14 protein-coding genes are annotated in these 22512 nt (G+C 72.9%); 6 read left to right on the top strand and 8 right to left on the bottom strand.

Annotated elements, in window-relative coordinates; translation table 11 throughout:
• Nucleotide 1 precedes the first annotated feature (1 nt).
• Genes ACIBKX_RS10250 through ACIBKX_RS10235 form a run of 4 tightly spaced genes read left to right on the top strand, consistent with a single transcriptional unit; the run spans nt 2 to nt 10683 of the window.
• Nucleotides 2-940 carry a TauD/TfdA family dioxygenase gene (locus ACIBKX_RS10250; protein WP_363271426.1) on the top strand — a complete coding sequence of 313 codons (939 nt, stop codon included), beginning with the start codon at nt 2-4 and terminating at the stop codon, nt 938-940.
• A gap of 5 nt (nt 941-945) precedes the next feature.
• Nucleotides 946-2862, top strand: coding sequence for a condensation domain-containing protein (locus ACIBKX_RS10245; RefSeq protein WP_363271425.1), 1917 nt, complete (start codon nt 946-948; stop codon nt 2860-2862).
• The gene (locus ACIBKX_RS10240) at nt 2855-8905 is read left to right on the top strand and encodes an amino acid adenylation domain-containing protein (protein ID WP_363271424.1); all 6051 of its coding nucleotides are present in this window, start codon (nt 2855-2857) and stop codon (nt 8903-8905) included. The genes ACIBKX_RS10245 and ACIBKX_RS10240 overlap by 8 nt, the downstream gene beginning before the upstream one ends.
• Nucleotides 8902-10683 (top strand): class I SAM-dependent methyltransferase, encoded by a 1782-nt coding sequence (locus tag ACIBKX_RS10235; protein WP_363271423.1) that lies wholly within the window; start codon nt 8902-8904, stop codon nt 10681-10683. The genes ACIBKX_RS10240 and ACIBKX_RS10235 overlap by 4 nt, the downstream gene beginning before the upstream one ends.
• Here the strand turns inward: ACIBKX_RS10235 and ACIBKX_RS10230 are convergent.
• From ACIBKX_RS10230 to ACIBKX_RS10220, 3 genes are all read right to left on the bottom strand, one after another.
• Nucleotides 10667-12466, bottom strand: coding sequence for a non-ribosomal peptide synthetase (locus ACIBKX_RS10230; RefSeq protein ID WP_363271422.1), 1800 nt, complete (start codon nt 12464-12466; stop codon nt 10667-10669). The two genes, ACIBKX_RS10235 and ACIBKX_RS10230, sit on opposite strands and share 17 nt — an antisense overlap.
• Before the next feature lie 151 nt (nt 12467-12617).
• On the bottom strand, nt 12618-13382 hold the full coding sequence (locus tag ACIBKX_RS10225; protein WP_363271421.1) for an SDR family NAD(P)-dependent oxidoreductase: 765 nt from the start codon (nt 13380-13382) through the stop codon (nt 12618-12620).
• Entirely contained in the window at nt 13379-14836 is a 1458-nt protein-coding gene (locus tag ACIBKX_RS10220) for an MFS transporter (RefSeq protein ID WP_363271420.1), read from the bottom strand. Before ACIBKX_RS10220 ends, ACIBKX_RS10225 begins: the two co-directional genes overlap by 4 nt.
• 105 nt (nt 14837-14941) lie before the next feature.
• Here ACIBKX_RS10220 and ACIBKX_RS10215 point away from each other — a divergent pair, with 105 nt between their 5' ends.
• Entirely contained in the window at nt 14942-15397 is a 456-nt protein-coding gene (locus tag ACIBKX_RS10215) for a MarR family transcriptional regulator (protein ID WP_363271419.1), read from the top strand.
• A gap of 24 nt (nt 15398-15421) precedes the next feature.
• Here ACIBKX_RS10215 and ACIBKX_RS10210 read toward each other — a convergent pair whose 3' ends face one another.
• Nucleotides 15422-16264: a hypothetical protein gene (locus tag ACIBKX_RS10210; RefSeq protein ID WP_363271418.1), complete on the bottom strand. Its 843-nt coding sequence runs from the start codon at nt 16262-16264 to the stop codon at nt 15422-15424.
• 86 nt (nt 16265-16350) lie between these two features.
• Here ACIBKX_RS10210 and fes point away from each other — a divergent pair, with 86 nt between their 5' ends.
• Nucleotides 16351-17628 (top strand): enterochelin esterase, encoded by a 1278-nt coding sequence (fes, locus tag ACIBKX_RS10205; RefSeq protein WP_363271417.1) that lies wholly within the window; start codon nt 16351-16353, stop codon nt 17626-17628.
• Here the strand turns inward: fes and ACIBKX_RS10200 are convergent.
• From ACIBKX_RS10200 to ACIBKX_RS10185, 4 genes are read right to left on the bottom strand one after another with little or no spacing between them, the layout of a single operon-like run.
• The gene (locus tag ACIBKX_RS10200) at nt 17547-18209 is read right to left on the bottom strand and encodes a 4'-phosphopantetheinyl transferase superfamily protein (RefSeq protein ID WP_363271416.1); all 663 of its coding nucleotides are present in this window, start codon (nt 18207-18209) and stop codon (nt 17547-17549) included. The genes fes and ACIBKX_RS10200 overlap by 82 nt on opposite strands.
• The gene (locus tag ACIBKX_RS10195) at nt 18206-18403 is read right to left on the bottom strand and encodes an MbtH family NRPS accessory protein (protein ID WP_363271415.1); all 198 of its coding nucleotides are present in this window, start codon (nt 18401-18403) and stop codon (nt 18206-18208) included. Before ACIBKX_RS10195 ends, ACIBKX_RS10200 begins: the two co-directional genes overlap by 4 nt.
• On the bottom strand, nt 18400-22284 hold the full coding sequence (locus ACIBKX_RS10190) for an amino acid adenylation domain-containing protein (protein ID WP_363271414.1): 3885 nt from the start codon (nt 22282-22284) through the stop codon (nt 18400-18402). Before ACIBKX_RS10190 ends, ACIBKX_RS10195 begins: the two co-directional genes overlap by 4 nt.
• Nucleotides 22281-22511, bottom strand: a complete 231-nt coding sequence (locus ACIBKX_RS10185) for a phosphopantetheine-binding protein (protein WP_363271413.1) — start codon at nt 22509-22511, stop codon at nt 22281-22283. Before ACIBKX_RS10185 ends, ACIBKX_RS10190 begins: the two co-directional genes overlap by 4 nt.
• Between the last annotated feature and the right edge of the window lies 1 nt (nt 22512).

Below are 22512 nucleotides of genomic sequence, written 5' to 3'. Positions count from 1 at the left end.
CGTGGAGCTGCCGCACGTCATCGAGGCACACGAGGGCGAGGAACTCCTCGGCCGGATCGGCCGGGACCGCACGGAGATCCGCCGACGGCTGCGCACCGAGGGCGCCGTGCTGCTGCGCGGCTTCACGGTCGGCGGGGTCGACGGATTCGAGTCGGCGGTCCGCGCACTGTCCGGCGAGGACCCGCTGCCGTACGAGGAACGGTCGTCGCCGCGCAGCACCATCAAGGGCCGCGTCTACACCTCCACCGAGTACCCGCCGCACGAGGAGATCTTCTTCCACAACGAGAACTCCTACCGCACGTCCTGGCCGATGAGCCTCTACTTCTACTGCGTCGAGCCACCGGCCGACCGGGGAGCGACCCCCCTCGCGGACACACGGCAGGTGCTGCGCACCCTGGATCCCGCCGTGCGCGAGGAGTTCGAGCGGCGCGGCTGGATGGTGGTGCGCAACTTCGGCTCCGAGTTCGGGCTGAGCTGGCAGGAGGTCTTCGGCACCGAGGACCGGGCACTGGTGGAGCGGCTCTGCGCGGCCGGCGACGTCGCCGTCGAATGGCGTGCGGACGGCAGGCTGCGCACGACCTCCCTGCGTAGGGCCGTGCACCGGCACCCGCAGACGGGAGACGAGGTGTGGTTCAACCACGCCGCGGTCTTCCACCTCTCGACGCTGTCGCCGGAGAACCGCGAGGGCATGCTGGAGCTGTTCGGCGAGAAGGAGCTGCCGAACCAGAGCTACTTCGGTGACGGCGCGGACATCCCCGACGACGTGATGGCGCACGTACGCGACTGCTACCGGTCGGCGGCCACCCGGTTCGACTACGCCCGCGACGACGTCCTGGTCGTCGACAACATGCTGACCGCGCACGGCAGGGAGCCCTTCACCCGTCCCCGTACGATCGCCGTCGCCATGGCCGAGGCGGTCGCCGCGAACGGGCGGGGGTGACCGGCATGACCGGGTCCGCCCTGGTGAGCGACGCCTCCTACGCCCAGTCGAGGATGTACTTCCTCGACGAACTCGCCGACCGGGCCGGGGTGTTCACCGTCGCCCGCGTCCTCGATCTGAGCGGCGAGACCGACGTGGCGGCCCTCGACGCGGCGGTGCGCGGCTGCGTCCGCCGCCACGAGAGCCTGCGGACCTGCTTCCGGGTCATGGACGGTCAGTTGAAGCAGATCGTCACCGAGCAGGAGCCCGCGCTGCGCGTCGTCGATCTGCGCGCCCTGCTCGCGCGGGGCGCCCCGGTGGACGAGCGGGAACTGGTCGCCGACCTGGCCAGTCAGGAGGAGGCCGAGCCCTTCGACCTGCGGCGGGTACCGCTGCTGCGGACCACGCTGCTCCGGCTGACCGACCAGCGGTCGGTGCTGCTGGTGACGCTCCATCACATCGTGGCCGACGCCTGGTCGTTGGATCTCTTCCTGAGGGAACTCTCGGCGCTGTACGAGGCAGCCGCCACCGGGACCCCGGACGGACTGCCCGAACTTCCCCTCCAGTACGCCGACTTCGCCGCCTGGCAGCAGCGCGCCGAGGCCACCGGCGGCCACGACCGGCTCCTGGCCCACTGGCGCGAACGCATCCGCGACCTGGCCGAACTCGCCCTGCCCACCGACCGGCCGCGCCCCGCGCAGCTCTCCTACGAGGGGCGGGCACACACCGTCCCGCTCCACGACGACCTCGCCGAGCGACTTGCCGCCCTGGGCCGCGAGGAGGGCGCGAGCCCGTTCATGGCGCTGCTCGCCGGGTTCTATGTCGCGCTGCACCGCTACAGCGGCCAGAGCGACCTCGCCGTGGGCGGCACCACGTCGGGCCGCGCCCGCCCCGAGACCCAGAACGTGATCGGCTCCTTCGTGAACATGGTGGTGCTGCGGACCCCGGTCCGCGAGGGCCACACCCTGCGCGAGGTCCTGCGCGCCACCGCCGAGACCTGCCACGACGCGTACGAACACCAGGAACTGCCCTTCGAGCGGCTGGTCGCCGCACAGGGCGGGGCGCGCCGAGCCGACCGGAACCCGCTGTTCCAGGTGGTGTTCCAGATGATCGCCGAGCAGGACGGCGACCTGTCCGCGCCCGGACTGCGCATCCGGATGCGCGAGCCTGCCGGTGCCGTCACCACCTTCGACCTGGTGTGCACCGTCACGAACACGGCGGGCCGGCTCGCGGCGACCCTCGACTACTCGCCCGACCTGTGGGACGCGGAGACGGTCGCAGCCCTGGGCGACGCCTGGCAGCGGGCGCTGCGGGAGCTCGCCGACCGGCCTGACCGCGCGGTACGGGACATCCCGCTGGCCGAGGAAGCCGCGTACCCCGCCGACGCACTGACCGAGGAGCTGCGCCGGGAACCGGCCATCGCGGAGCTGCCCGCCGGTGCCGTCCTGACCGTCCGCGACCCCTACGGCCACCCCGCGCCGCGCGGAGCGGTCGGCGAACTCTTCCGCCGCGACCGGCCGGACGACCCCGCGCGGCCGACCGGCATCGCGGTGCGCTCGGCAGGGGACGGCAGCCTCGGCGCCGCGCCCTCGCCGGAGGAAGCCGTCGCCGCCCCCACGCCCGCCGAGCACAGCGCACCCGTCGGACCCGTGGAGCAGGCGCTGGCCGCCCTGTGGGAGGAACTCCTCGGCCGCACCGGCATCGGACGGCACGACAACTTCTTCGAGCACGGGGGCCATTCGCTGCTCGCGACCGTGCTCGTCACCCGCGTCCAGGACGAGTACGGCGCCGACGTCACCCTCGACGCGTTCTTCCGCCTGCCGACACCCGCGGGTCTCGCCGAGGCGATCGCCGCCGCGAAGGACACCGCGGGGTCCGGCGGCGGCACGGACGAACTGGCCGCGCTCGTGGCCGCCTTGGAGCGACAGGAGGACCATGCCTGAGGCCGATCTCGCCGAGCGGATCCACCACCTCACCGCGCAGCAGCGGGCCCAACTCCTGCGGCAGCTGCGCGAACGCGGCATGACCCCGCCGCTGAGCCTGTTCGCCGAGCCGGCCGAAGGCGACGCACCGGTGTCGTCGGCGCAGCGCCGCATCCTCTTCCTCGGCGCACTGGAGCCGGCCAACTCCGCCTACACCAGCGTGAACCCGTTCCGGCTCACCGGCCGCCTCGACCCGGCCGTGCTGCACCGCTGCCTCAACGAGATCACCGCACGGCACGAGATCCTGCGCACCGTCTTCCCGACGGCCGACGGCGTCCCCGTACAGCGCGTCCGGGACGCCGCTCCCGTCCCGATGCCCGTCGTCGACCTGCGCGCACTGCCGCCCGCACGGCGCGCGGCGGAGGCCGAGCGGCTCATCGCCGCCGAGCACGGCGTCCCCTTCGACCTGCCGCACGCCCCGCCCGTGCGGTTCCGGCTGATCCGGCTGTCCGCCGAGGAGTCGGTGCTCCTGACCGTCTTCCACCACGTCCTCGTCGACGGCTGGTCCCTCGCCGTCATCGGCCGCGAACTGACCACGCTGTACGAGGCGTTCACGCTCGGTCTGCCCAGCCCGCTGCCGCCGCTGCCGGTGCAGTACGCCGGGTACGCCCGCTGGGAGGCGGCCTGCGAGGGCGGCACGGAGGCCGAGCGGCAGCTCGCCTACTGGGAGGCGCACCTCAGCGGCGCCCCCGACCGGCTCGACCTGCCCACCGACCGGCCACGGCCGCCCGTCCAGAGCCACCGGGGCGCCACCCACGCGTTCCTGGTCGACCCGGCGCTGACCAAGGCGCTGCGCGAACTGGGCACGCGGCACGGCGCCACCCTCCACATGACGCTGCTCGCCGCGCTCTCCGCCGTACTGCACCGCTACAGCGGCCAGGACGACATGATCATCGGCGGTGCGGTCGCCAACCGGCGGCAGAGTGCCCTGCACGACCTGGTGGGGTTCTTCGCCAACTCGGTGCTGTTCCGGGTGCGCCTCGACGACGACCCCGGCTTCACGGAACACCTGGACCGGGTGCGCAGGACCTGCCTGGACGCGCACGCCCACCAGGACGTCCCGGTGGACCTCATCGCCCGCGGCCTGTTCCCCGAGCGCGACCTCGCACGCAACCCGCTGTACCAGGTCAACTTCACACTGCACAACACACCGCCCGTGACCGGTGAGCCCGCGGGCCTGGCGGTGACGCTGCTCGACACGGCGACCGAGTCCTGCCGCTTCGACCTGGACTTCAACATCCTGGAGACCGACGAGGGCCTCGACTGCCTGGTCGACTACGCCACGGACCTCTTCGACGCCGGCACCGTGGCCCGGCTCTGCGACTCCCTCGTCGAGCTGCTCTCCGCCGTCGCCGCCGACCCCGGCCGCCGCCTCTCCGCGCTGCCGGTCCTGTCCGCGGGCGAACTGCGGCGGATCGTGCACGAGTGGAACGACACCGGCACCGATACCTGCGCGACCCCGCTGCACGAACTGGTCACCGCCCAGGCGGCCCGCACGCCCGACGCGGTGGCGGTGGCGGTCGCGGTCGCGGTGTCCGGGGAGGGGGTCGGGGCCGGGGCCGGGGCCGGGGCCGGGGCCGGACACACCATGACGTACGCGGAACTCGACGCGGCGGCGAACCGGCTCGCCCACCATCTGCGGGACCACGGCGCACGGCCCGGAGCCGTCGTGGCCGTCCTGATGGACCACGGGCCCCAGACCGTGACCGCACTGCTCGCGATCCTCAAGACCGGCGCCGCCTACGTCCCGCTCGACCGCGCCCATCCGCCGTCCCGGACCAACGCACTGCTCGCCGACAGCGGGGCCGCCGTCCTCGTCGTCTGCGACGGGCTGCCGGACGGCGTGGACCCGGCCGGTGCCCGCGTCGTCCGGACGGCCGCCGAAGCCGACGCCGTGGCTGGACGGCCCTCCACCGCCCCGGACGTCCGGGTGTCGGCGGACGACCTGATCTACCTCATGTTCACCTCGGGCTCCACCGGCCGCCCCAAGGCCGCCCTGCTCACCCACCGCAACGTCGTCAACTACCTGCTGTGGGCCAGGGATCACTACGCCGTGGCAGACGGCGCGGGCGTCCCCGTGCACTCGCCGCTCGCCTTCGACCTGACCGTCACGAGCGTCTTCGCGCCGCTGCTCGCCGGGCAGCGCGTGCTGCTCCCCGCCGCCCCGGCCGCCGACGGCACACCCGACGCGGCACTCCGCTCGCTGCTCACCGACGCCGCCGACCTGAGCTTCGTCAAACTGACGCCCTCGCACCTCAGGCTCCTGGAGCAGTCCGCCGACGGCGGACCCCTCTCGCTGCCCGTCCGTACGGTCGTCCTCGGCGGCGAGGCCCTGAGCGAGGACGCCCTGTCCGCACTGCGCGCGGGGACGAGCGGCCTCCGGATCGTCAACGAGTACGGGCCCACGGAGACGGCAGTGGCGTGCACGGCGTACGAGGCGGGCGGCGCACCGGGGGCTGCGACCGGAGGCCCCGTACCGATCGGCAGGCCCATCACCAATGTCCGCGTCCACGTACTGGACGATGCGCTGCGCCCCGTGCCGGTCGGCGTGCCGGGTGAGGCCTTCGTCGGCGGCGCCGGGGTGGGGCAGGGCTACTGGCGGCGCCCGGCGCTCACCGCCGAGCGCTTTGTGCCCGACCCCTTCGGCACCGTGCCGGGCGCCCGGCTGTACCGCACCGGGGACCTGGTCCGGCTGTTGCCCGGCGGCGACCTGGAGTATCTGGGGCGCCGCGACGAGCAGGTCAAGGTGCGCGGCCACCGGCTCGAACCCGCCGAGGTCGAGGCCGCCGTGCGCAGCCATCCCGAGGTGCGGGACTGTGCCGTCGAGGTGGTGGGCGGCGCTCCCGGCGACGAACGGATCGTCGCCTTCGTCCGGCTGCGCTCCGAGACGCGGAGCGACCGGAACTGGGACGGCGACCGCGTCGACGAGTGGCGCAAGCTGTACGAGACCACTTACGGAGAGCTGTCCGAGACCACCTATGGGGAGCAGTCCGAGGACCCCGACGGGTCGTTCAACCTCGCGGGCTGGCTCAGCAGTTACACCGGCAGGCCCCTGGACGCCGACCACATGCGCGGCTGGCTGGACGGCACGCTGCACCGCATCCGGGCACTGCGGCCCCGCAACGTCCTGGAGATCGGCAGCGGCACCGGCATGATCCTGCTCAACCTGGCCCCCGACTGCGAGAGTTACCGGGCCACGGACGTCTCGGACCCCGCCGTCTCCTACGTACGGCGCACGGTGGCCGCCATGGACCTGCCGCCCGGCCGGGTCGAGGTCCGCGCGGCGCCGGCGCACCGGGGCATCGCCACGGCACCGGGGGACCCGGCACCCGACACCATGGTGCTCAACTCGGTGGCCCAGTACTTCCCTTCCGCCGACTACCTCCTGGACGTCCTGCGCCAGGCCGTCGACGCGGTGCCCGACGGCGGCCGGATCTTCCTCGGCGATCTGCGCAGCCTGCCGCTGCTCGACCTGTTCCACACCTCCGTCCAGGTGCACCGGGCGCCCGCGAACATGCGCGTCGCCGAACTGCGCTCCCGGATCAGCCGGCAGAGCGCCCTCGACCCCGAACTCTGCGTGGACCCACGTCTGTTCGGGGAACTCGCCGCCCACTGGCCCCGGATCGGCCGGGTCCACGTCCTGCCCAAACCGGGTCGCGACGACAACGAGCTGAGCCACTACCGCTACGACGTCGTCCTCACGGTGGGCCCCAAGCCGCCCGAGCCGGATCACCCCGCCACCGTCCTCGACTGGGCCGCATCGCCCCTCGCACCGGACGAGGCCCTGCGCCTGCTGGAGCGCGAGCAGCCCGCCCGGCTCGTCCTCACCGGCGTGCCCAACGCCCGGATCGCCGGGGCGCTCGCCCTGCGCGACCTCATCGCGGACCGCGCGCCGACCTCCTCCGTGGGTGAACTCCGGGCCAGGGCAAGCGCCTTGTCGCTGCAGGGCTGCGCGCCCCAGGACTGGTGGGACCTCGCGGACCGGTGCGCGTACGAGGTGGAGCTGAGCTGGCTCGACGGCCGCCCCGACGGCGCGTACGACGTCATCCTGGTACGCCGCGACACGGACAGGGACACCGGCGGCTCGGCGGCCCCCGCCACCGGACGCGTCGTCGCCATGCCGCCCGCCGAGCCCTTCGACGCTCGGCGGCACACCAACGACCCGCACTGGCGCCGCGCCTGCGCGGTGACGATCCCGGACGTCGACGCCCACGTACGGCGCTGGCTGCCCGAGCCGGTGGTGCCCGCGCACTACGTCCCGCTGCCCGAGCTGCCGCTCACCGCCAACGGCAAGACGGACCGCACCCAGCTGCGCCGCCTCGCCGCCGATCCGGAGGTCGTGCAGCGGGCCGCGTGGACCGTGGCCACCCGCGAGCTCACCGCCACCGAGGAGGTGGTCGCCGAGGTCTGGCGCGAGCTGCTGGACTGCGGCGACGTCACGCCCGACGACGACTTCTTCGGCCTCGGCGGGCATTCGCTTCTCACGCTTCAGGTCGTCTTCCGGCTGCGCAAGCGGCTGGACGTCGCGCTTCCGGCCCGTGCCCCGTTCGACCACCGCACCCTCGCCGAACTCGCGGCCCGCGTCGACGAGTTGCGGGAGCCCGAGACCGAGGCCGGTTCCGCGCCGCCGGCTGCGCTGGCCGCCGTGCCCCGCACCGGGGTCCTGCCGGCCTCGTGCGCCCAGGAACGCCTCTGGTTCATGGACCAGTTGAACCCCGGCGACCCCCGGTACAACGTGCCGGTCTTCGACCGGATCCACGGCCCGCTCGACCCCGTGGCGCTGTCCGGGGCCCTCGACGCGCTCGTCGCCCGGCACGAGGTGCTGCGGACCGTGATCACCGCGCCCGACGGCGTGCCCCGGCAGGAGATCGGGCCGCCCGAGCCGGTGCCGTTCCCGGTGATCGACCTGACCGCCCTGCCCGAGGGCGCCCGCGACGCGGAGCTGGCGCGGCTGGTGCAGGCGGAGTACCACCGCCCCTTCGACCTGGCCGCGGGGCCGGTGCTCCGCGTCCATCTCGTCCGGCTGGCCCCGCAGGACCATGCCCTGCTCCTGTCGCTGCATCACATCGTGCACGACGGCTGGTCATTGGGCCTGTTCAACGCCGACCTCGCCGCGCTCTACACGGCCCTCGCCGAAGGCCGCGAGCCCGACCGGGAGGCACCGCCGGTCCAGTACGCCGACTACGCCGCATGGCAGCGACGCCTCCTCGACGACGGCCATCTGGACACCCAACTCGCCTACTGGAAGCGGAAACTGGCCGGCGTCACGGAGCTGCCCCTGCTGTCCACCGACCATCCGCGCCCCGTCCGGCCCACCGGAAGCGGCCGACTGCTCCCCGTCACGATCCCGGCGGACACCGCGGGCGGGATCAGGAAACTGTGCCGGAAGTCGGGGGCCACTCCCTTCGCCGTACTGCTCACCGCGCTCGGCGCCGCCCTGTGCGCCCACACCGGCGAACGGGAGGTGACCGTCGGCACCGATGTCGCGGGCCGGACCGCCCCCGAGACGCAGGACATGCTGGGCTTCTTCGTCAACCAGCTGGTGCTGCGCGTCGACCTCGCAGGCGAACCGACCTGGCTCGAACTGCTGGGAAAGGTACACGGCACCGTCCTGGAGGCGCTCAGCCACCAGGACGTGCCCTTCGAGCGCGTCGTGCAGGCGCTCAACCCGCCCCGCAGCCGCCGCCACAGCCCGCTGTTCCAGAGCAAGCTGGTGCTGAACAACACGCCGGGACGGCCCGGCATGGAACTGCCGGGGCTGCGGATCGCGGAGCTGCCCGTCGGCCTCGACACCACCAGGTCCGACGTGGCGCTCGTCCTCCAGGAGAACCAGGACGTGCGGGACGGGGGCGACCCGCCGTGCGCGGAGGGCGAGATCACCGGCTTCCTGGAGTACAGCACCGAGCTGTTCGACGAAGCCACCATGACCGGGCTGATCGGCGGCTTCCTCCGCGCCCTCACCTCCCTGACCGATGGCCCGGAAGCGAAGGCGGCCGCCCGATGAAGACGCTCTGGACCCACCTCCACGGGGCACCCGTCCGGGGGCTGCGCACCCTCCGGGACGGCGACCGCATCGTCCTGGACGCACGCGAAGACTCCGGCGGCTCCAGCGGTTCCGGTGGCTCCGGTGGCCCCCTCGTCCTCGACCTCAGCGGCAGACCGGTCGCCGCCGCACCCCCGCCCGCGCCCGAAGCCGAGGATCTCCTCCCGGCGCAGGGCGACGGCCACATCACCGCCGAAGGCGCCCGCCTCACCCTCACCCTGGACGGCATCGTCCTGGACGAGACGGAGCTGGACGGCCCGGTCACCGCGATCGCCGCCGCTCCCGACGGCTCCGTCGTCGTGGCCGGCACCGAGCAGGGCACGGTGTACGGGCTGCGGCCCCTGCTCACCGAGGCCGAGATCCTCGCTTTCCTGGACAAGGAGCGGGACCTGCTGGGGACCGCGGACTCCGGCACCGCGCGGCACGCCGCCGACCTGTACCTCGGCATGGGCTCCGCGCCCTTCGCCGTACGACGGCTGCGACAGCTCGCGGACCGTGCGGTGCTGCCCCCGGACACCGTCACCGAGGCCGTCGCCCGGATCGCGCTCCAGGACGCCCGTACGCTGCGGCATGACGCCGGGGCCGCGCTCGAAGCGGGCCGCGCGCTGGCCGACACGGGGGAGCACCGCGCGGCGATCACGCTGCTCCAGTCGGCCGCCGCAGACGCACGACTCAGCGCCACAGCCCTGTACTTGACCGGAGAGTGCTTCCACCGCGTCGGGGCGGACGCGGCAGCCGCCATAGCCTATGAGCAGGCCGCACGGAGCGGCCCCGGCGACGACGGAAGGCGTCTCCTGTACGACAGTGCCCGCGCCCTCCAGGAGCAGGGCAGGCACGCCGAGGCGGCCGGCCGCTTCGAGACGCTGCTCGCGTGGGACGCCACGTACGAGGACGCCTGGCAGCGCCACGAGATCTGCCGGTCCGGCGTTCGCCCGGCCGCCGGGGCCGCGCCCTCCTCGCCCGCCACGGCGCTGGTCAGGGACCTGGACGCGCGCGGCCTGCTGGAGACGTCCGATTCCCGGATCACCGCGTACGACGCATTGTTCTACGTCCAGTTCGACCACACCGGAGTGCACGACAGCGCCAAGAAGCGCCTGGAACTGGTCCAGTTGCTCACCGCCGTCGGGGACCCGTCGGCGGTGGCGACCTCCCTGGACGTCGGCAGCGGCACCCTGCGCTATCCGCAGGTCCTGCACCGGTACGGGGTGCGCTCGTACGGGATCGATCTCAGCGACGCGGGGATTCACGCCTGCGTCGACGAGCGGTGGGCGCGCCGGTTCGCCGTCGCCGACGGCACCGCGATGCCCTTCCGTGACGGCTCCTTCGACCTCGTCACCTGCATGATGGGCACGGTCAACCATCTGTCGGCGGCCCAGCGCGAGCGCTTCCTCGCCGAGGCGTACCGGACGCTGCGGCCGGGCGGACTCCTGGTGGCGAGCGCGTGGGACCCGGAGTGCCGGTTCCAGTCGTTCCTGTCCTTCTATTCGCCGGGGGAAATGGCCGATCTGCGGGCGCGGTTGACCGACCGGGAAGAACTCCGCGCGGAGTTCACGGCGGCGGGCTTCGGCGATGCCCGAGCCACGCCGTTCTGCACCTTCCCCGACTGGCTGGTGACGGGGTCCGGCGCGGCGGGGACGGACGCCGACCACTTGGCGCGCCTGGCCGAGCTGGACCGGGACCGGGTGGCACAGGACCCGACGGTCGCGGGCCAGATGGTCCTGCTCAGCGGGCGCCGTTGACCTCTGCCGGGCGGAGCACGTCCGCGAGGCTTTCCGCCATGAGGAAGCGCACGCTGCGTACGGCGATGCCCTCCCGCCGGCAGGCGGTGGCGAGCCGCATCGCGGTGATCGAATCCCCGCCCAGGTCGACGAAGTTGTCGCCGGGCCGGACTTCGCGCACGCCGAGGACGCGTGCGCACAGGGCGCAGAGCGTGCGCAGCGGCTCGTCGATTCCGCTGTCGGTTGTGTGGGTTGCCGTGTCGGTGCGGGTGTCGGGCCTCTGAGCCTCCTTCTGGAGCAGGCACTGGAGGGCATGGCGGTCGAGCTTGCCGTGCCGGGTGAGGGGCAGTTCGTCGAGGACCGAGAAGTGTGCGGGGATCATGTACGGCGGGACGGAGCGGGCGAGTTCGGCGCGCAGCCGTCCCGTGTCGATGCCCGCAGGACCGCTGCCGTTCGCGACGACGAAGGCGCCGAGCAGATTCCCCGGCTCGGACGCCTTCACCACCGCGGCCGCACGCACACCCGCCATCGCGCCCAACAGGGCCTCGATCTCGGTGAGTTCGACGCGGTGGCCGCGGATCTTCACCTGACCGTCGGCCCGCCCCACGACGACCGGACGGCCCTGCGCGTCCAGCCGGACCAGGTCACCTGTCCGGTAGACGCGATCACCGCCGAGAGTGCTGAACGCCCGCTCGGTCGCCTCCGGAAGATTGAGATAGCCACGGGCGATCCCCGTACCGCTGATGACCAGTTCACCCGAGTCGACGGTCAGGCGGGTGCGGGGAATGGGGTGGCCGATCGGCAGCGGGTCGTCCGGCGCGTAGTCCTCGGCGCGGAACCCGGCGGCCTCGTCGAGGCGGAGGAAGCAGCGGCCGACCACGGTCTCCGTCGGCCCGTAGTGGTTGTAGACGACGGAGGAGGGGAACAGCCGCCGGAGCGCCGTGAGGTGACGCGCCCGAAGAATCTCGCCGCCCACGACGAACTGGCGCGGTCCGGGCAGCCCCTGCCGGTCGCCGAGCCGGGCGAGCAGCATCTCGATGTGCGAGGGAGTCAGACGTACCAGGTCGAGGGCGGGATTCTGGACGGCCGTCGCGAGATCCTCGGCCTCCTGGTGCGGCGGCGCGAGGTGCAGGGTGCCGCCGGTGACAAGCGGCAGGAAGAGACTCGTCAGGGAGAAGTCGAAGCTGAGCGGCGTGTGCAGCAGCGCGTTGACCGGTCGTCCCGCCGAGAACTCCGACACCGTCCAGTGGACGTAGTTCGACAGACCCGCGTGCTCGACCGCCACGCCTTTGGGACGTCCGGTGGAGCCGGAGGTGTAGAGCACGTAGGCGAGGCGGGCGGGGTCCGGTTCAGCGGGCTCCGGGGTCGCGTGAGCCGACGGGGCGGAGTGCTCATCCAGCAACACCGCGCCCAAGTCCCTCTGCCGCAACAGGTGTTGGTGGTCGGCATCGGTGACGGCGATCCTCATTCCGGTGTCGCGCACCATGAACGCGAGGCGTTCCGGGGGCAGATCGGTGCCGAGCGGCACATGGGCGCCGCCCGCGCGGAGGATGGCGAGCAGCCCGACGACGAGTGCGGGCGAGCGTTCCGCGAGGAGCCCGACCGGCTGCTCGGGGCCGACTCCGCGGTCGCGGAGTGCCCCGGACAGCCGGACGGCTCGGGAGTGCAGCTCCCCGAACGTCATCCGGACGCCGTCCTGGACGAGGGCGGGTGCGTCGGGACGCTGTTGTGCCTGCCGGGCGAAGCGGCCGTAGACGGAGGGGAGCAATTCGCCGTGCTCAGCGTGTTCCTGAGGCACTGTCACGACCACGGGCGACTCCGTTCGGAACTCGGGACGACGATCCGCGCACAAACGAGAGAGTGATCCGCGTACAGACGAAAGGACGATCCGCGTACAGACGAGAGGACGATCCGCGTACAGACGAAAGGCGACTCGGGTGACAGTCGCCGAAATGCTAGACCGCCGACCACCCGCCGTCCACCGGCAGCACGACCCCGTTGATGTTGCGGGCCGCGGCCGACGCGAGGAACAGGACGGCGGCGGCCTGCGTCTCGGCCGGGGCGGGCTGCCCCACGTTGCCCAGGTACGCGCCGAGCGCCTGCGGGCCGAGCGCGTCCCGGTCGGCGTCGACCTGGATGTTGGTGATCGTGCCGCCGGGAGCGATCGCATTGGCGCGGATGCCCTTGTTCCGGTACGTCACCGCGAGGGACTTGGTCAGGCCCGCGATGCCGTGCTTGGAGGCGGTGTACGCGGCCCCGGCGGCGCTGCCGCGCAGCGAGGCCTCGGACGCGGTGAACACGATGGACCCCCGCCCGGCCGCCAGCATGTGCGGCAGCGCGGCCCGCGTCAGCAGGAACGGGGCGGTCAGGTTGATCCGCAGGACCCGCTCCCACTCGGCGTCGGTCACATCGGCAGCGGCCGACATGCTGTCCATGATCCCGGCGTTGTTGACCAGCACGTCGATGCCGCCGAACGCCTTCAGCGCGGTCGCCACCACCTCGTCGACGACCCGCTGTTCACTGAGGTCCCCGACCACCGCGACCGCCGTGCCGCCGCCGGCCTCGATGCCGGCGGCGGTGCGTGCGGCGCCCTCGGCGTTCAGGTCGGCGACGAGGACCTTCGCGCCTTCTCCGGCGAAGGCGAGCGCGGTGGCCCGCCCGATGCCGGAACCGGCTCCGGTGACGACGACTGCGTGGTCCGTGAAGTTCTGGGTGCTCATGCGGTGGCCTCCGATGCCGGCTGGGGTTCCGTACCGGTGTCGGTCGAATCGGGCGCCGGCTTCAACGGCCGTACGGGAATGAGGGAGGCGACGGCAGCCGCCGCGAGGGCCATCGCGCAGCCCAGCAGCATCGCGACGCGGAAGCCGTTCTCGGACGGCAGGAGGTGGCCGCCGAAGTCCGTCGTCAGCTGGGCCAGGACCACGCCGATCACGGCGGCGGAGACCGAGCTGCCGATCGAACGCATCAGGGTGTTGAAGCTGTTGGCCGACGCGGTCTCCTCCTGCGGCACCGCGCCCATGATCAGCGCGGGCATCGCCCCGTACGCGAGACCGACGCCCGCGTTGCAGACGATCGTGACGGCGAGCAGCCCCCAAGTGGAGCCGAGCAGCAGCAGCGAGGAGGCGTAGCCGGCGGAGATGACGAGGCTGCCCACGGTCAGGGTGACCTTGGGGCCGCGCGCCGCCGAGAGCTTGGCGCCGAGCGGGGCGAGGGCCATCATCATCAGGCCCGCCGGGGCCATCCACAGGCCCATGGCCATCATCGACTGCCCGAGTCCGTAGCCGGTGGCCTCGGGGAGTTGCAGCAACTGGGGTACGACCAGCGACTGGGCGTACATCGCGAAACCGACGAGCACCGAGGCCGCGTTGGTCATCAGGACCTGCGGGCGTGCGGTGACGCGCAGGTCGACGAGCGGTTCGGCGCTGCGCAGCTCCCAGCCGCCCCAGGCCAGCAGCACGATGACGGCGGCGGCGAAGAGGCCGAGCGTGGTGCCGCTCGCCCAGCCCCAGTCGGAGCCCTTGGACACGGCGAGCAGCAGGCAGACGAGGCCCGTCCCGAGGCCGATCGCGCCGAGCAGATCAAAGCGTCCGGACGCGGCGCCGACCCGGCCCGCCGGCACGAACAGCCAGGCGAGGACGCCGACCAGCAGGCTCAGCGCGGCGGCGACCCAGAACAGCACGCGCCAGCTGGCGTTCTCCGCGACGGCCGCCGAGAACGGCAGACCGAGCGCGCCGCCCACGCCCATGGACGCGCTCATCAGGGCGATGGAGGAGCCGAGCCGCTCCGGCGGCAGCACATCGCGCAGCAGGCTCACGCCGAGCGGGACGACGCCCATGCCCAGGCCCTGCAGACCCCGGCCGACGATCATCGGCACCACGGACGAGGAGAGCGCGCAGACCACCGAGCCCGCGACGAGCGGCACCACGGAGACGAGCAGCATCCGGCGCTTGCCGTACATGTCGCCGAGCCGGCCGGCCACGGGAGTCGCCACCGCCGCCGACAGAAGCGTGGCCGTCACGACCCAGGACGCGTTCGACGCGGAGGTGTCGAGCAGGCCCGGCAGATCGCCGATGAGCGGCACCACCAGGGTCTGCATGACCGCGGCGACGATGCCCGCGAGGGCGAGTACGCCGACGATGCGCCCCGGACGCACCTCGGGCTCGGTTCTGACCACTGGCTTCTCCTTGGGCTCTGCGCGGCGAAGGCCAAGCGCACGATGATGTGCACTATACATATCGAGTGCATCATGCATACTCGACCTACGATGCATCATGTGCAGATGGAAAAGCCCGTTCGACGAGTTGAATTCGAGACGATGCTGCTCGGGCGGCACTCGCACCTGTACAACCCCCGTACGCGCGCCACCGGCGGGCGTCTGGACCGCAGTGCGTACGTCGTCCTGAGCAGGATCCAGATGGACGGACCGATGTCCATCGGTCAGCTCAGCGAGGCCTTCGGCCTCGACGCGTCCACCCTCAACCGGCAGACCGCGGCGATGATGCGCGCCGGACTCGTCGAGCGCATCCCCGACCCCGACGGCGGCATGGCCCGCAAGTTCCGCATCTCCGCCGAGGGCGAGCAGCAACTCGACGCGGACCGCGCCGACTACACCCAGGGGCTGGAGAAGGTGCTGAGCGACTGGTCGCCGGAGGAAGTGGCCGCGTTCGCCGGCTTCCTCCAGCGGTTCAACGCCGACATCGAGCGGCTTGAGCGCCGCCCCTGGCCGCGCCCCTGAGGCGTTCCTTGAGGAAGCCTCGGCTCACCCCTTGAGGGAGTCCATCGCGGTGCCGACGTCCGTCTTCAGCATCTGCTCGACCTCCGCGGCCGACGGCTGCTTGGCCTTGTCGTCCGGGGCGCCGTACGAGCTCCAGTGCATCTGGATCGTGAACCAGCCCTCGCGCACGGCGAGCGTCATGCTGGTCAGCGAGTCCTTGTCGGTGCCGCTCTTCTCGGTCACCAGGTAGGCCTCGTCGCCCATGCCGCTCACGGCCTTGGTCGTGTAGCCGTACGTCTTCTGCGACTGGTCCTCGTAGGCCTTCCACTCCGAGGCGAACTCGCCCTCCGGGTCGGTCGCCTTGTGCCATACGGCCGTCGAGTAGACGTACGTGCTCGCGTACGAGTCCGCGTCCGCCTCCGGGTCCTTGAGCTTGCGGCTGCAGTAGCTCTGGTCGAGCCCCTTCTGCCGTGAGCCGTAGTGCGTGGTCGCGGTGGAGTCCGTGTCGAGCTCGTACTCCTTCTGGAAGGCCTCCAGCTTCGTGGCGTCGCAGAGGTTCTTCGCGTAGGCGTAACCGGCGAGGTCCGCGTCACCGCCGCTGCCGGAGCCGAGGCCGCCCGTCGCGAAGAGCGCTCCCGCCCAGAGTGCGGAGGCGACGACGGCACCGCCGATTCCCCACACCCAGCCGGGCGTCGGCTTGCGCGGGGCGGTGGGCGGCGCGGGCGGCCGGCCGTAGGAATCCGGCTGCTGCCCGTAGGGGCCCGGCTGCTGGGCGTACGGGCCGGGCTGCTGGCCGTAGGGCTGAGGCGACACCGTGCCCGGAGGCTGCTGGTACGGATTGGGGTTCGGCTGGTAAGGGCCCGGCTGCGGAGGGTTCGGTATCGACATAGGCGGCAATGTACGCCGGGCCCTGGCCGACCAGGGGATGCGGCTCTCAAGTAAGGTCACCCTTATCGACTTCTGGAGGCCCTTCCATGCCGCTGACCGCACCGCCCGCCGGGACGACCCGCCGGCCGCCCCGCATCGCGCGGCCGCAGCCCGTCGAGCGCGCGGCCAGTGCCTGGGTGGCGCGTGCCGTGGGGCGGGGCGGCTTCTGGGACGCCGTACGGGAGGACGGCGGATCGCCGGTCGTCGAGCCCGATCCGGCCGGCGACCCGGACCACCGGGTGGTGACCTTCCTCTGGCGCGGGAGCGAGGCGACGCGTGCCGTCCTCGTCCTGCCCAACAAGATCGTCGACCCGCGTGATCTGCCGCGCAATCTGATGGAGCGCGTGCCCGGCACGGACATCTGGCACTGGTCGATCCGGATGCGCGCCGACTGGCGGGCGACCTACAGCCTCTGCGTGGACGAGGGCGACGGCCCGGGCGAGGACGCCGCGTACTGGCCCTGGCTGCGCGGCCGACAGCAGGGCGACCCGCTCAACCCCCGCACCCTGACCCGGCGTTGGGGCGGTGACCCGGTCTCGTACGTCGAGCTGCCGGGCGCCCCGCGCGGCGACGACTGGCAGCGGCGCGACGGCGTCCCGCGCGGCACGGTGACCACCCGCACCGTCCGCAGCGAACTGCTCGGCAACGAACGGCCCGTGCACGTCTACGAACCGCCGGGGGCCGGCGGGCACGACCTGCCCGTCCTCGTCCTGATGGACGGCGAGATGTGGCAGCCGGGACTCGATGTCGCGGCGCTCCTCGACAATCTCATCGCCGACGGCCGCGTTCCGCCGCTCGTCGCGCTGCTCCCCGAGTCGATGGGCGCCGACCAGCGCTGGGCCGAACTGGCCTGCAACGAACGGTTCGTCGGGTTTCTGGAGCGCGAACTGCTGCCCTGGGCCGCCGCCCGGCTGCCGCTGACCGACGACCCGGCACGCACCGTCGTCGCGGGCCAGAGCCTCGGCGGCCTCACTGCCGCCTACGCGGCGCTCGCCGCACCCGGCAGGTTCGGCCGGGTCCTTGCCCAGTCGGGGTCATTCTGGTGGCCCGACGGCCCCGACCTCGAAAGCTCCGAGTGGCTCACCGGGCGCCTCGCAGCGAGCGAGAAACTGCCCGTCCGTTTCTGGCTGTCGGCCGGTGAACAGGAGTGGGTCGCGCTGCCCGCGATGCGCAGGCTGCGGGCGACTCTGCGCGAGAAGGGCTACGACGACGCCGTGTACCGGGAGTACAACGGCGGGCACGACTATCTCTGCTGGCGCACCGAACTCGCCGACGGGCTCGTCGGGTTGCTGGGCGCCGAGGCGACGGCGACCGCCGCCGCGTAGCCGTCGGGGACGGCCACGTCCGACACCGTCCAGCCCGGCACGGGCACCGGAACGGACCCCGTCCCCACGTGCAGCGTCCGTATCCCGTCGCCCGCAAGTCCCTCGCCCGTGCCCTTGAGGCACGCCTCCTTGCGGGTCCAGCAGCGGGCGAAGGCCATCGCGCGTACCGCTTGAGGGAGCGCGGCCAGTTCGGCGCGCTCCGCCGGATGCAGCGCCGCCGCCACGTCGTCGACCACGTCCGCCGCGGGCACCCGCTCGATGTCGACGCCCACCGGCCGGTCCGCGAAGGCCAGCAGGGCCAGTCCGTCCGTGTGCGACAGCGAGAAGTGCGGGCCCGCGCCACCGGCCACCGCGGGCCTGCCGTGCGGACCGCCGCAGCCGGGGCACGGCAGCCGCACAAGGTCCACCGCCGCCGGGTCCGCCGACAGTCGGGCGCCGAGCGTGCGGCGCAGCGCGGTGTGCGCCGCCGCGTACAGCTCACGGTCGGCGGTGCGCCTCAGCGCCGCCGCCCGGCGCCGCTCACCGCTGTCGAGTACCGACAGGTCGAGCGGGGCCGGGCGGACGAGCTGGATCTCCGTCACGCGGGCGCTTCCTGGAGGTGGGCCAGGCAGCGGCCGTGCGGCTCGGGGCCGTACACGGCCTGCCAGCCCTCGGGCACCGGGCGGAAGACCGGCCACAGGGAGTGCTCGCCGAGCGCGTTCTCCAGGACCAGATGGGTCGGCGCCGCGGCATCGTCCGTGTCGGCCGGGTCGAAGGGGCCGGGTGTGTTCGTCATGCGTGGTCCAGCTCCTTCAGACGGGTGGCGAGCACCGCGCAGATCTCGTCGAGCCGGCGCGGCTGGGTCAGCTCCGGGTGCAGACAGTCCACGTCGTGGTTGTCGACCTCGCCGCTGATGTACGGCGCCCAGGCCTCCCGCGTCAGCCAGTCCTCGGCGCGCGGCGCCGACGCGGTGAAGAACAGCGCGTCGCCGTCGAACGGCCGGTGGTCGTGCTCGCGCATCAGCCGGGCGTTGTTGACCACGATGTCGATCACCGCCGTCAGCGTCCGGTCCGGCAGACCGGCGAGCGCGCTGCCCTCGCGGTGCAGCGTGGCGAGGACGTCGTCGCGGGTCAGCTCGTCCGTCCGGTCGTAACCGGCCATCCGGAGCAGTGCCGTGAGGGCGTCCGCCTCCGCGGGGATCGCGGAGTCGCGCCACTGGTCGGACGGATAGGCGTCGAGCAGCGCGAGCAACTCGACCTCCTCGCCCGCCTCCTGGAGGCGTACGGCGACGGTGTGCGCGAGGACACCGCCGACCGACCAGCCGAGCAGCCGGTAGGGGCCGTGCGGCTGCACGCCGCGCAGGGCGTCCACGTACTCGACGGCCATCTCCTCCATGCTGGTGGGGAGTTGACCCTCGCCGTGCAGACCGTGCGCCTGGAGTCCGTACACCGGCTGGCCCGGATCGAGGCGGGAGAGCAGGCCCGAGTAGCACCAGCTGATGCCGCCCGCCGGGTGGAAGGCGAACAGCGGGGTGCGGTCGCCGCCCGCGCGCAGCGGCAGCAGCACGTCCAGGGCGTGGTCCGCCTCGCGGTGGCCCGCGTCCAGATGGGCGGCGAGCGCCGCCGGGGTCTGCGCCTGGAACAGTGTGCCGATGGTGAGTTCGGCGCCGAGCGTGTCACGCACCCGTGCGACGAGCCGTGCGGCGAGCAGCGAGGTGCCGCCGAGGTCGAAGAACGCGTCGTCCACGCCGATCCTGGGCACGCCGAGGATCTCCGCGAAGAGCCGCGTGAGGGTCTCCTCGCGGTGACCGCTGGGCGCCCGGCCGCCGTCCGCCGAGCCCTCGAAGGCGGGGGCGGGCAGCGCGCGCCGGTCCAGCTTGCCGTTCGGACTGAGCGGGAAGTCGTCGAGGACGAGGATCGCGCCCGGCACCATGTAGTCGGGCAGCGTCCGGGCGAGCCGGGCCCGCAGCTCCTCCGGGTCGGGGACGGTTCCGGCGTCGGCGGTGACGTACCCGACGAGCCGCTGGTCGCCCGGACGGTCCTCACGCACCAGCACGCTGGCCGCGGACACCGCCGGATCGGCGGCCAACCCGGCCTCGATCTCGCCCAGTTCGATCCGCAGGCCGCGCAGCTTCACCTGGTGGTCGGTGCGGCCCAGATACTCGATCTCGCCGCTCTCGGTCCAGCGCGCCAGGTCGCCGGTGCGGTACATGCGGGTGCCGGGCGGTCCGTACGGGTCGGCGACGAAACGGGTCGCGGTCAGCTCGGGGCGGCCCAGATACGCGCTCGCCAGCTGGGTGCCCGCGAGATACAACTCGCCCTGGACGCCGGGCGGGCAGGGCTGGAGCGCCGCGTCCAGGACGTACAGACGGGTGTTCCAGACGGGCCTGCCGATCGGCACCGGGCCCGACGCGTCCGTGACGCACGGGTGGTACGTCACATCGACGGCAGCCTCGGTCGGGCCGTACAGATTGTGCAGCGGTACGCCGTCCAGGACGCGCCCGAACTCACGCACCGTCTCGCGCGGCAGCGCCTCACCGCTGCAGAAGACATGACGCAGACCCGTGCACTGTGCCGCGGCCGGCTCGGCGAGGAACACCTGGAGCATCGACGGCACGAAGTGGCAGACGGTCACGCCCTGTTCGCGGATGACGCGCGCGAGATATGCCGGGTCCTTGTGGCCGCCCGGCTCGGCGACGACGAGCGTCGCGCCGGCCCGCAGCGCCCAGAAGAACTCCCACACCGACACGTCGAACCCGGACGGAGTCTTCTGCAGCACCCGGTCGCCCGGCGCGAGTCCGTACTCGTGCTGCATCCAGCGCAGCCGGTTGTCGATCGCCGAGTGCGGCACGACGACACCCTTGGGGCGGCCCGTCGAACCGGACGTGTAGATGACGTACGCGGGGTGGTGCGGAGTGAGGGCGCGCGGAGGGTCATAGGTCCCGTACGGCGCGGTGTCCAGGCGGTCGAGGGCGACGAGCGGGACGCCGGAGGCGGGGACCCGCCCGGCGTGGTCGGCGATCACACAGGCGGGCTCGGCGTCGCCCAGCATGTACGCGAGCCGGTCCGCCGGATAGTCCGGGTCGAGCGGCAGATAGGCGCCGCCCGCCTTGAGCACCGCGAGCAGCGTGACCACCAGGTCCAGGGAGCGGGGCACCGCCACCGCGGCGAGCGCTCCGGGACGTACGCCGATCTCGATCAGATGGTGGGCGAGCCGGTTCGCGCGGGCGTTCAGCTCCGCGTACGTCAGCTCCTGCTCGCCGAAGACCAGGGCCGTGGCGTCGGGCGTGCGGACCGCCTGCGCCTCGATCGGGCCGATCAGCGTGGTGGGCGGCACCGGACGCGCGGTGGCGTTGAACTCCTCGACGACCAGGGCCTGTTCGGAGCGGCGGGCGATGGTGTGCGAGGCCAGCGGCTCATGCGGTCCGGCCTCGGCGATGCGCTCCAGGAGCTCTAGGAACCGCGCCTGGTGGACGCCGAGTTCGTCCTCCCCGTACAGGGCGGGGTTGCCGTCGTAGTCGATGCGCAGTCCGCTGCCGTCGGCGCGGTCGTAGACATTGACCGTCAGGTCGTCGACCGGGCCCGCCGACAGGTTGTGGGCGTCCGTGCGGGCGCCCGCGAAGGTCAGGCCGTAGTCGAACGGCATCACGTTGATCAGCGGGCCGACCAGCGAACGGCCCTCGCCGAGCAGGCCCAGGTCGCGGCGGATGTCCTCGTACCGGTAGCGCTGGTGGCGCCGTGCGGCGCGGATGCCGAGCACGACCTGGCGGGTCAGCTCGGCGAAGGTCGCCTGCGGGGTGACGGTGAGCCGCAGCGGCAGCACGTTCATCACCATGCCGGGCACGCGCAGGGCCACCGAACCCATCCGGCCCATCATCGGCAGGCCGAGCACCACCTCGGCCGAGCCGGTCGCCCGCGACATGTACAGCGCCTGCGCGGCGACGAGCACCTCGGGCCAGGTCGCCCGCATCGACGTCGCCGACTCCCGCAGCCGGGCGGTCGCCTCGGGGGAGAGGCGGGCGGTGCGGCGGTGGAAGGTGCGGGACGGCAGGGCGGTGCGCCCGGCCAGGCTCGGCGCGTCGGGACGGTCGCAGAAGGCCTCGTTCCAGTACCTGCGGTCCTTCTCGAACGTCTCGGACGCGCGGTAGCCGGCGTCCTCGTCGACCAGGTCCGCGAGCCGCCCGAACGGGCTCTCCGACGGCGTCTCGCCCGCGGCGAGCGCGGTGTAGATCTCCGCGGTGCGCCGGGCGAGCAGCGAGTAGCCGAAGCCGTCCATCACCATGTGGTGGACCCGCTGGTACCAGAGCCACCGCTCGTCCCCGACGCGGAGCAGCGCGTGCGCGAACAGCGGACCCGCCGCCAGGTCGAACGGCACGGCCAGATCCTCGCGCAGCCACGCCCGCGCCTCGGCGTCCGGGTCCGCGGCGGCCCGCAGATCCCGCACCTTCAGCGGCAGCGTCGGCTCGGCGACCTCCAACTGGCTCGGCCCGTCGGCGCCCTCGATGACCCGCATGCGCAGGGCGTCGGCCTCGGACACCACCTGCCGCAAGGTCTGCGCGAACAGCGACGGGTCGATCGGCCCATGGATCTCCAGGCACTCGGCCGTGTTCTGGGCCGGGCTGCCGGGATCCAGCGCCTGGGCGAACCACATGCCCGACTGGGCAGCGGTGAGCCTCATGCCGAGGCTCCCAGGATCGGCGCCCAGGCCTCGATGGCGGGCTGCTCGGCCAGGTCCACGAAGGTCGCGGTGATCTCGTGGTCGCGGCGCCAGCGTTCGAGCAGCGCCATGATGCGCACCGAGTCCAGGCCGTAGTCGACCAGGTTCTCGTCGACGGGAATGTCGGCCGGGTCCTCGCCGAGCACGTCCGCGACGTCGCCCCGGATGATGTCCACAGTGAGCGCCATG

Origin of the sequence: Streptomyces sp. NPDC050658 (assembly GCF_044457025.1) — a bacterium.
Lineage (GTDB): Bacteria > Actinomycetota > Actinomycetes > Streptomycetales > Streptomycetaceae > Streptomyces.
Note: the sequence above shows the minus strand (reverse complement) of the source record. Positions and strands in the feature narration are given on the sequence as shown.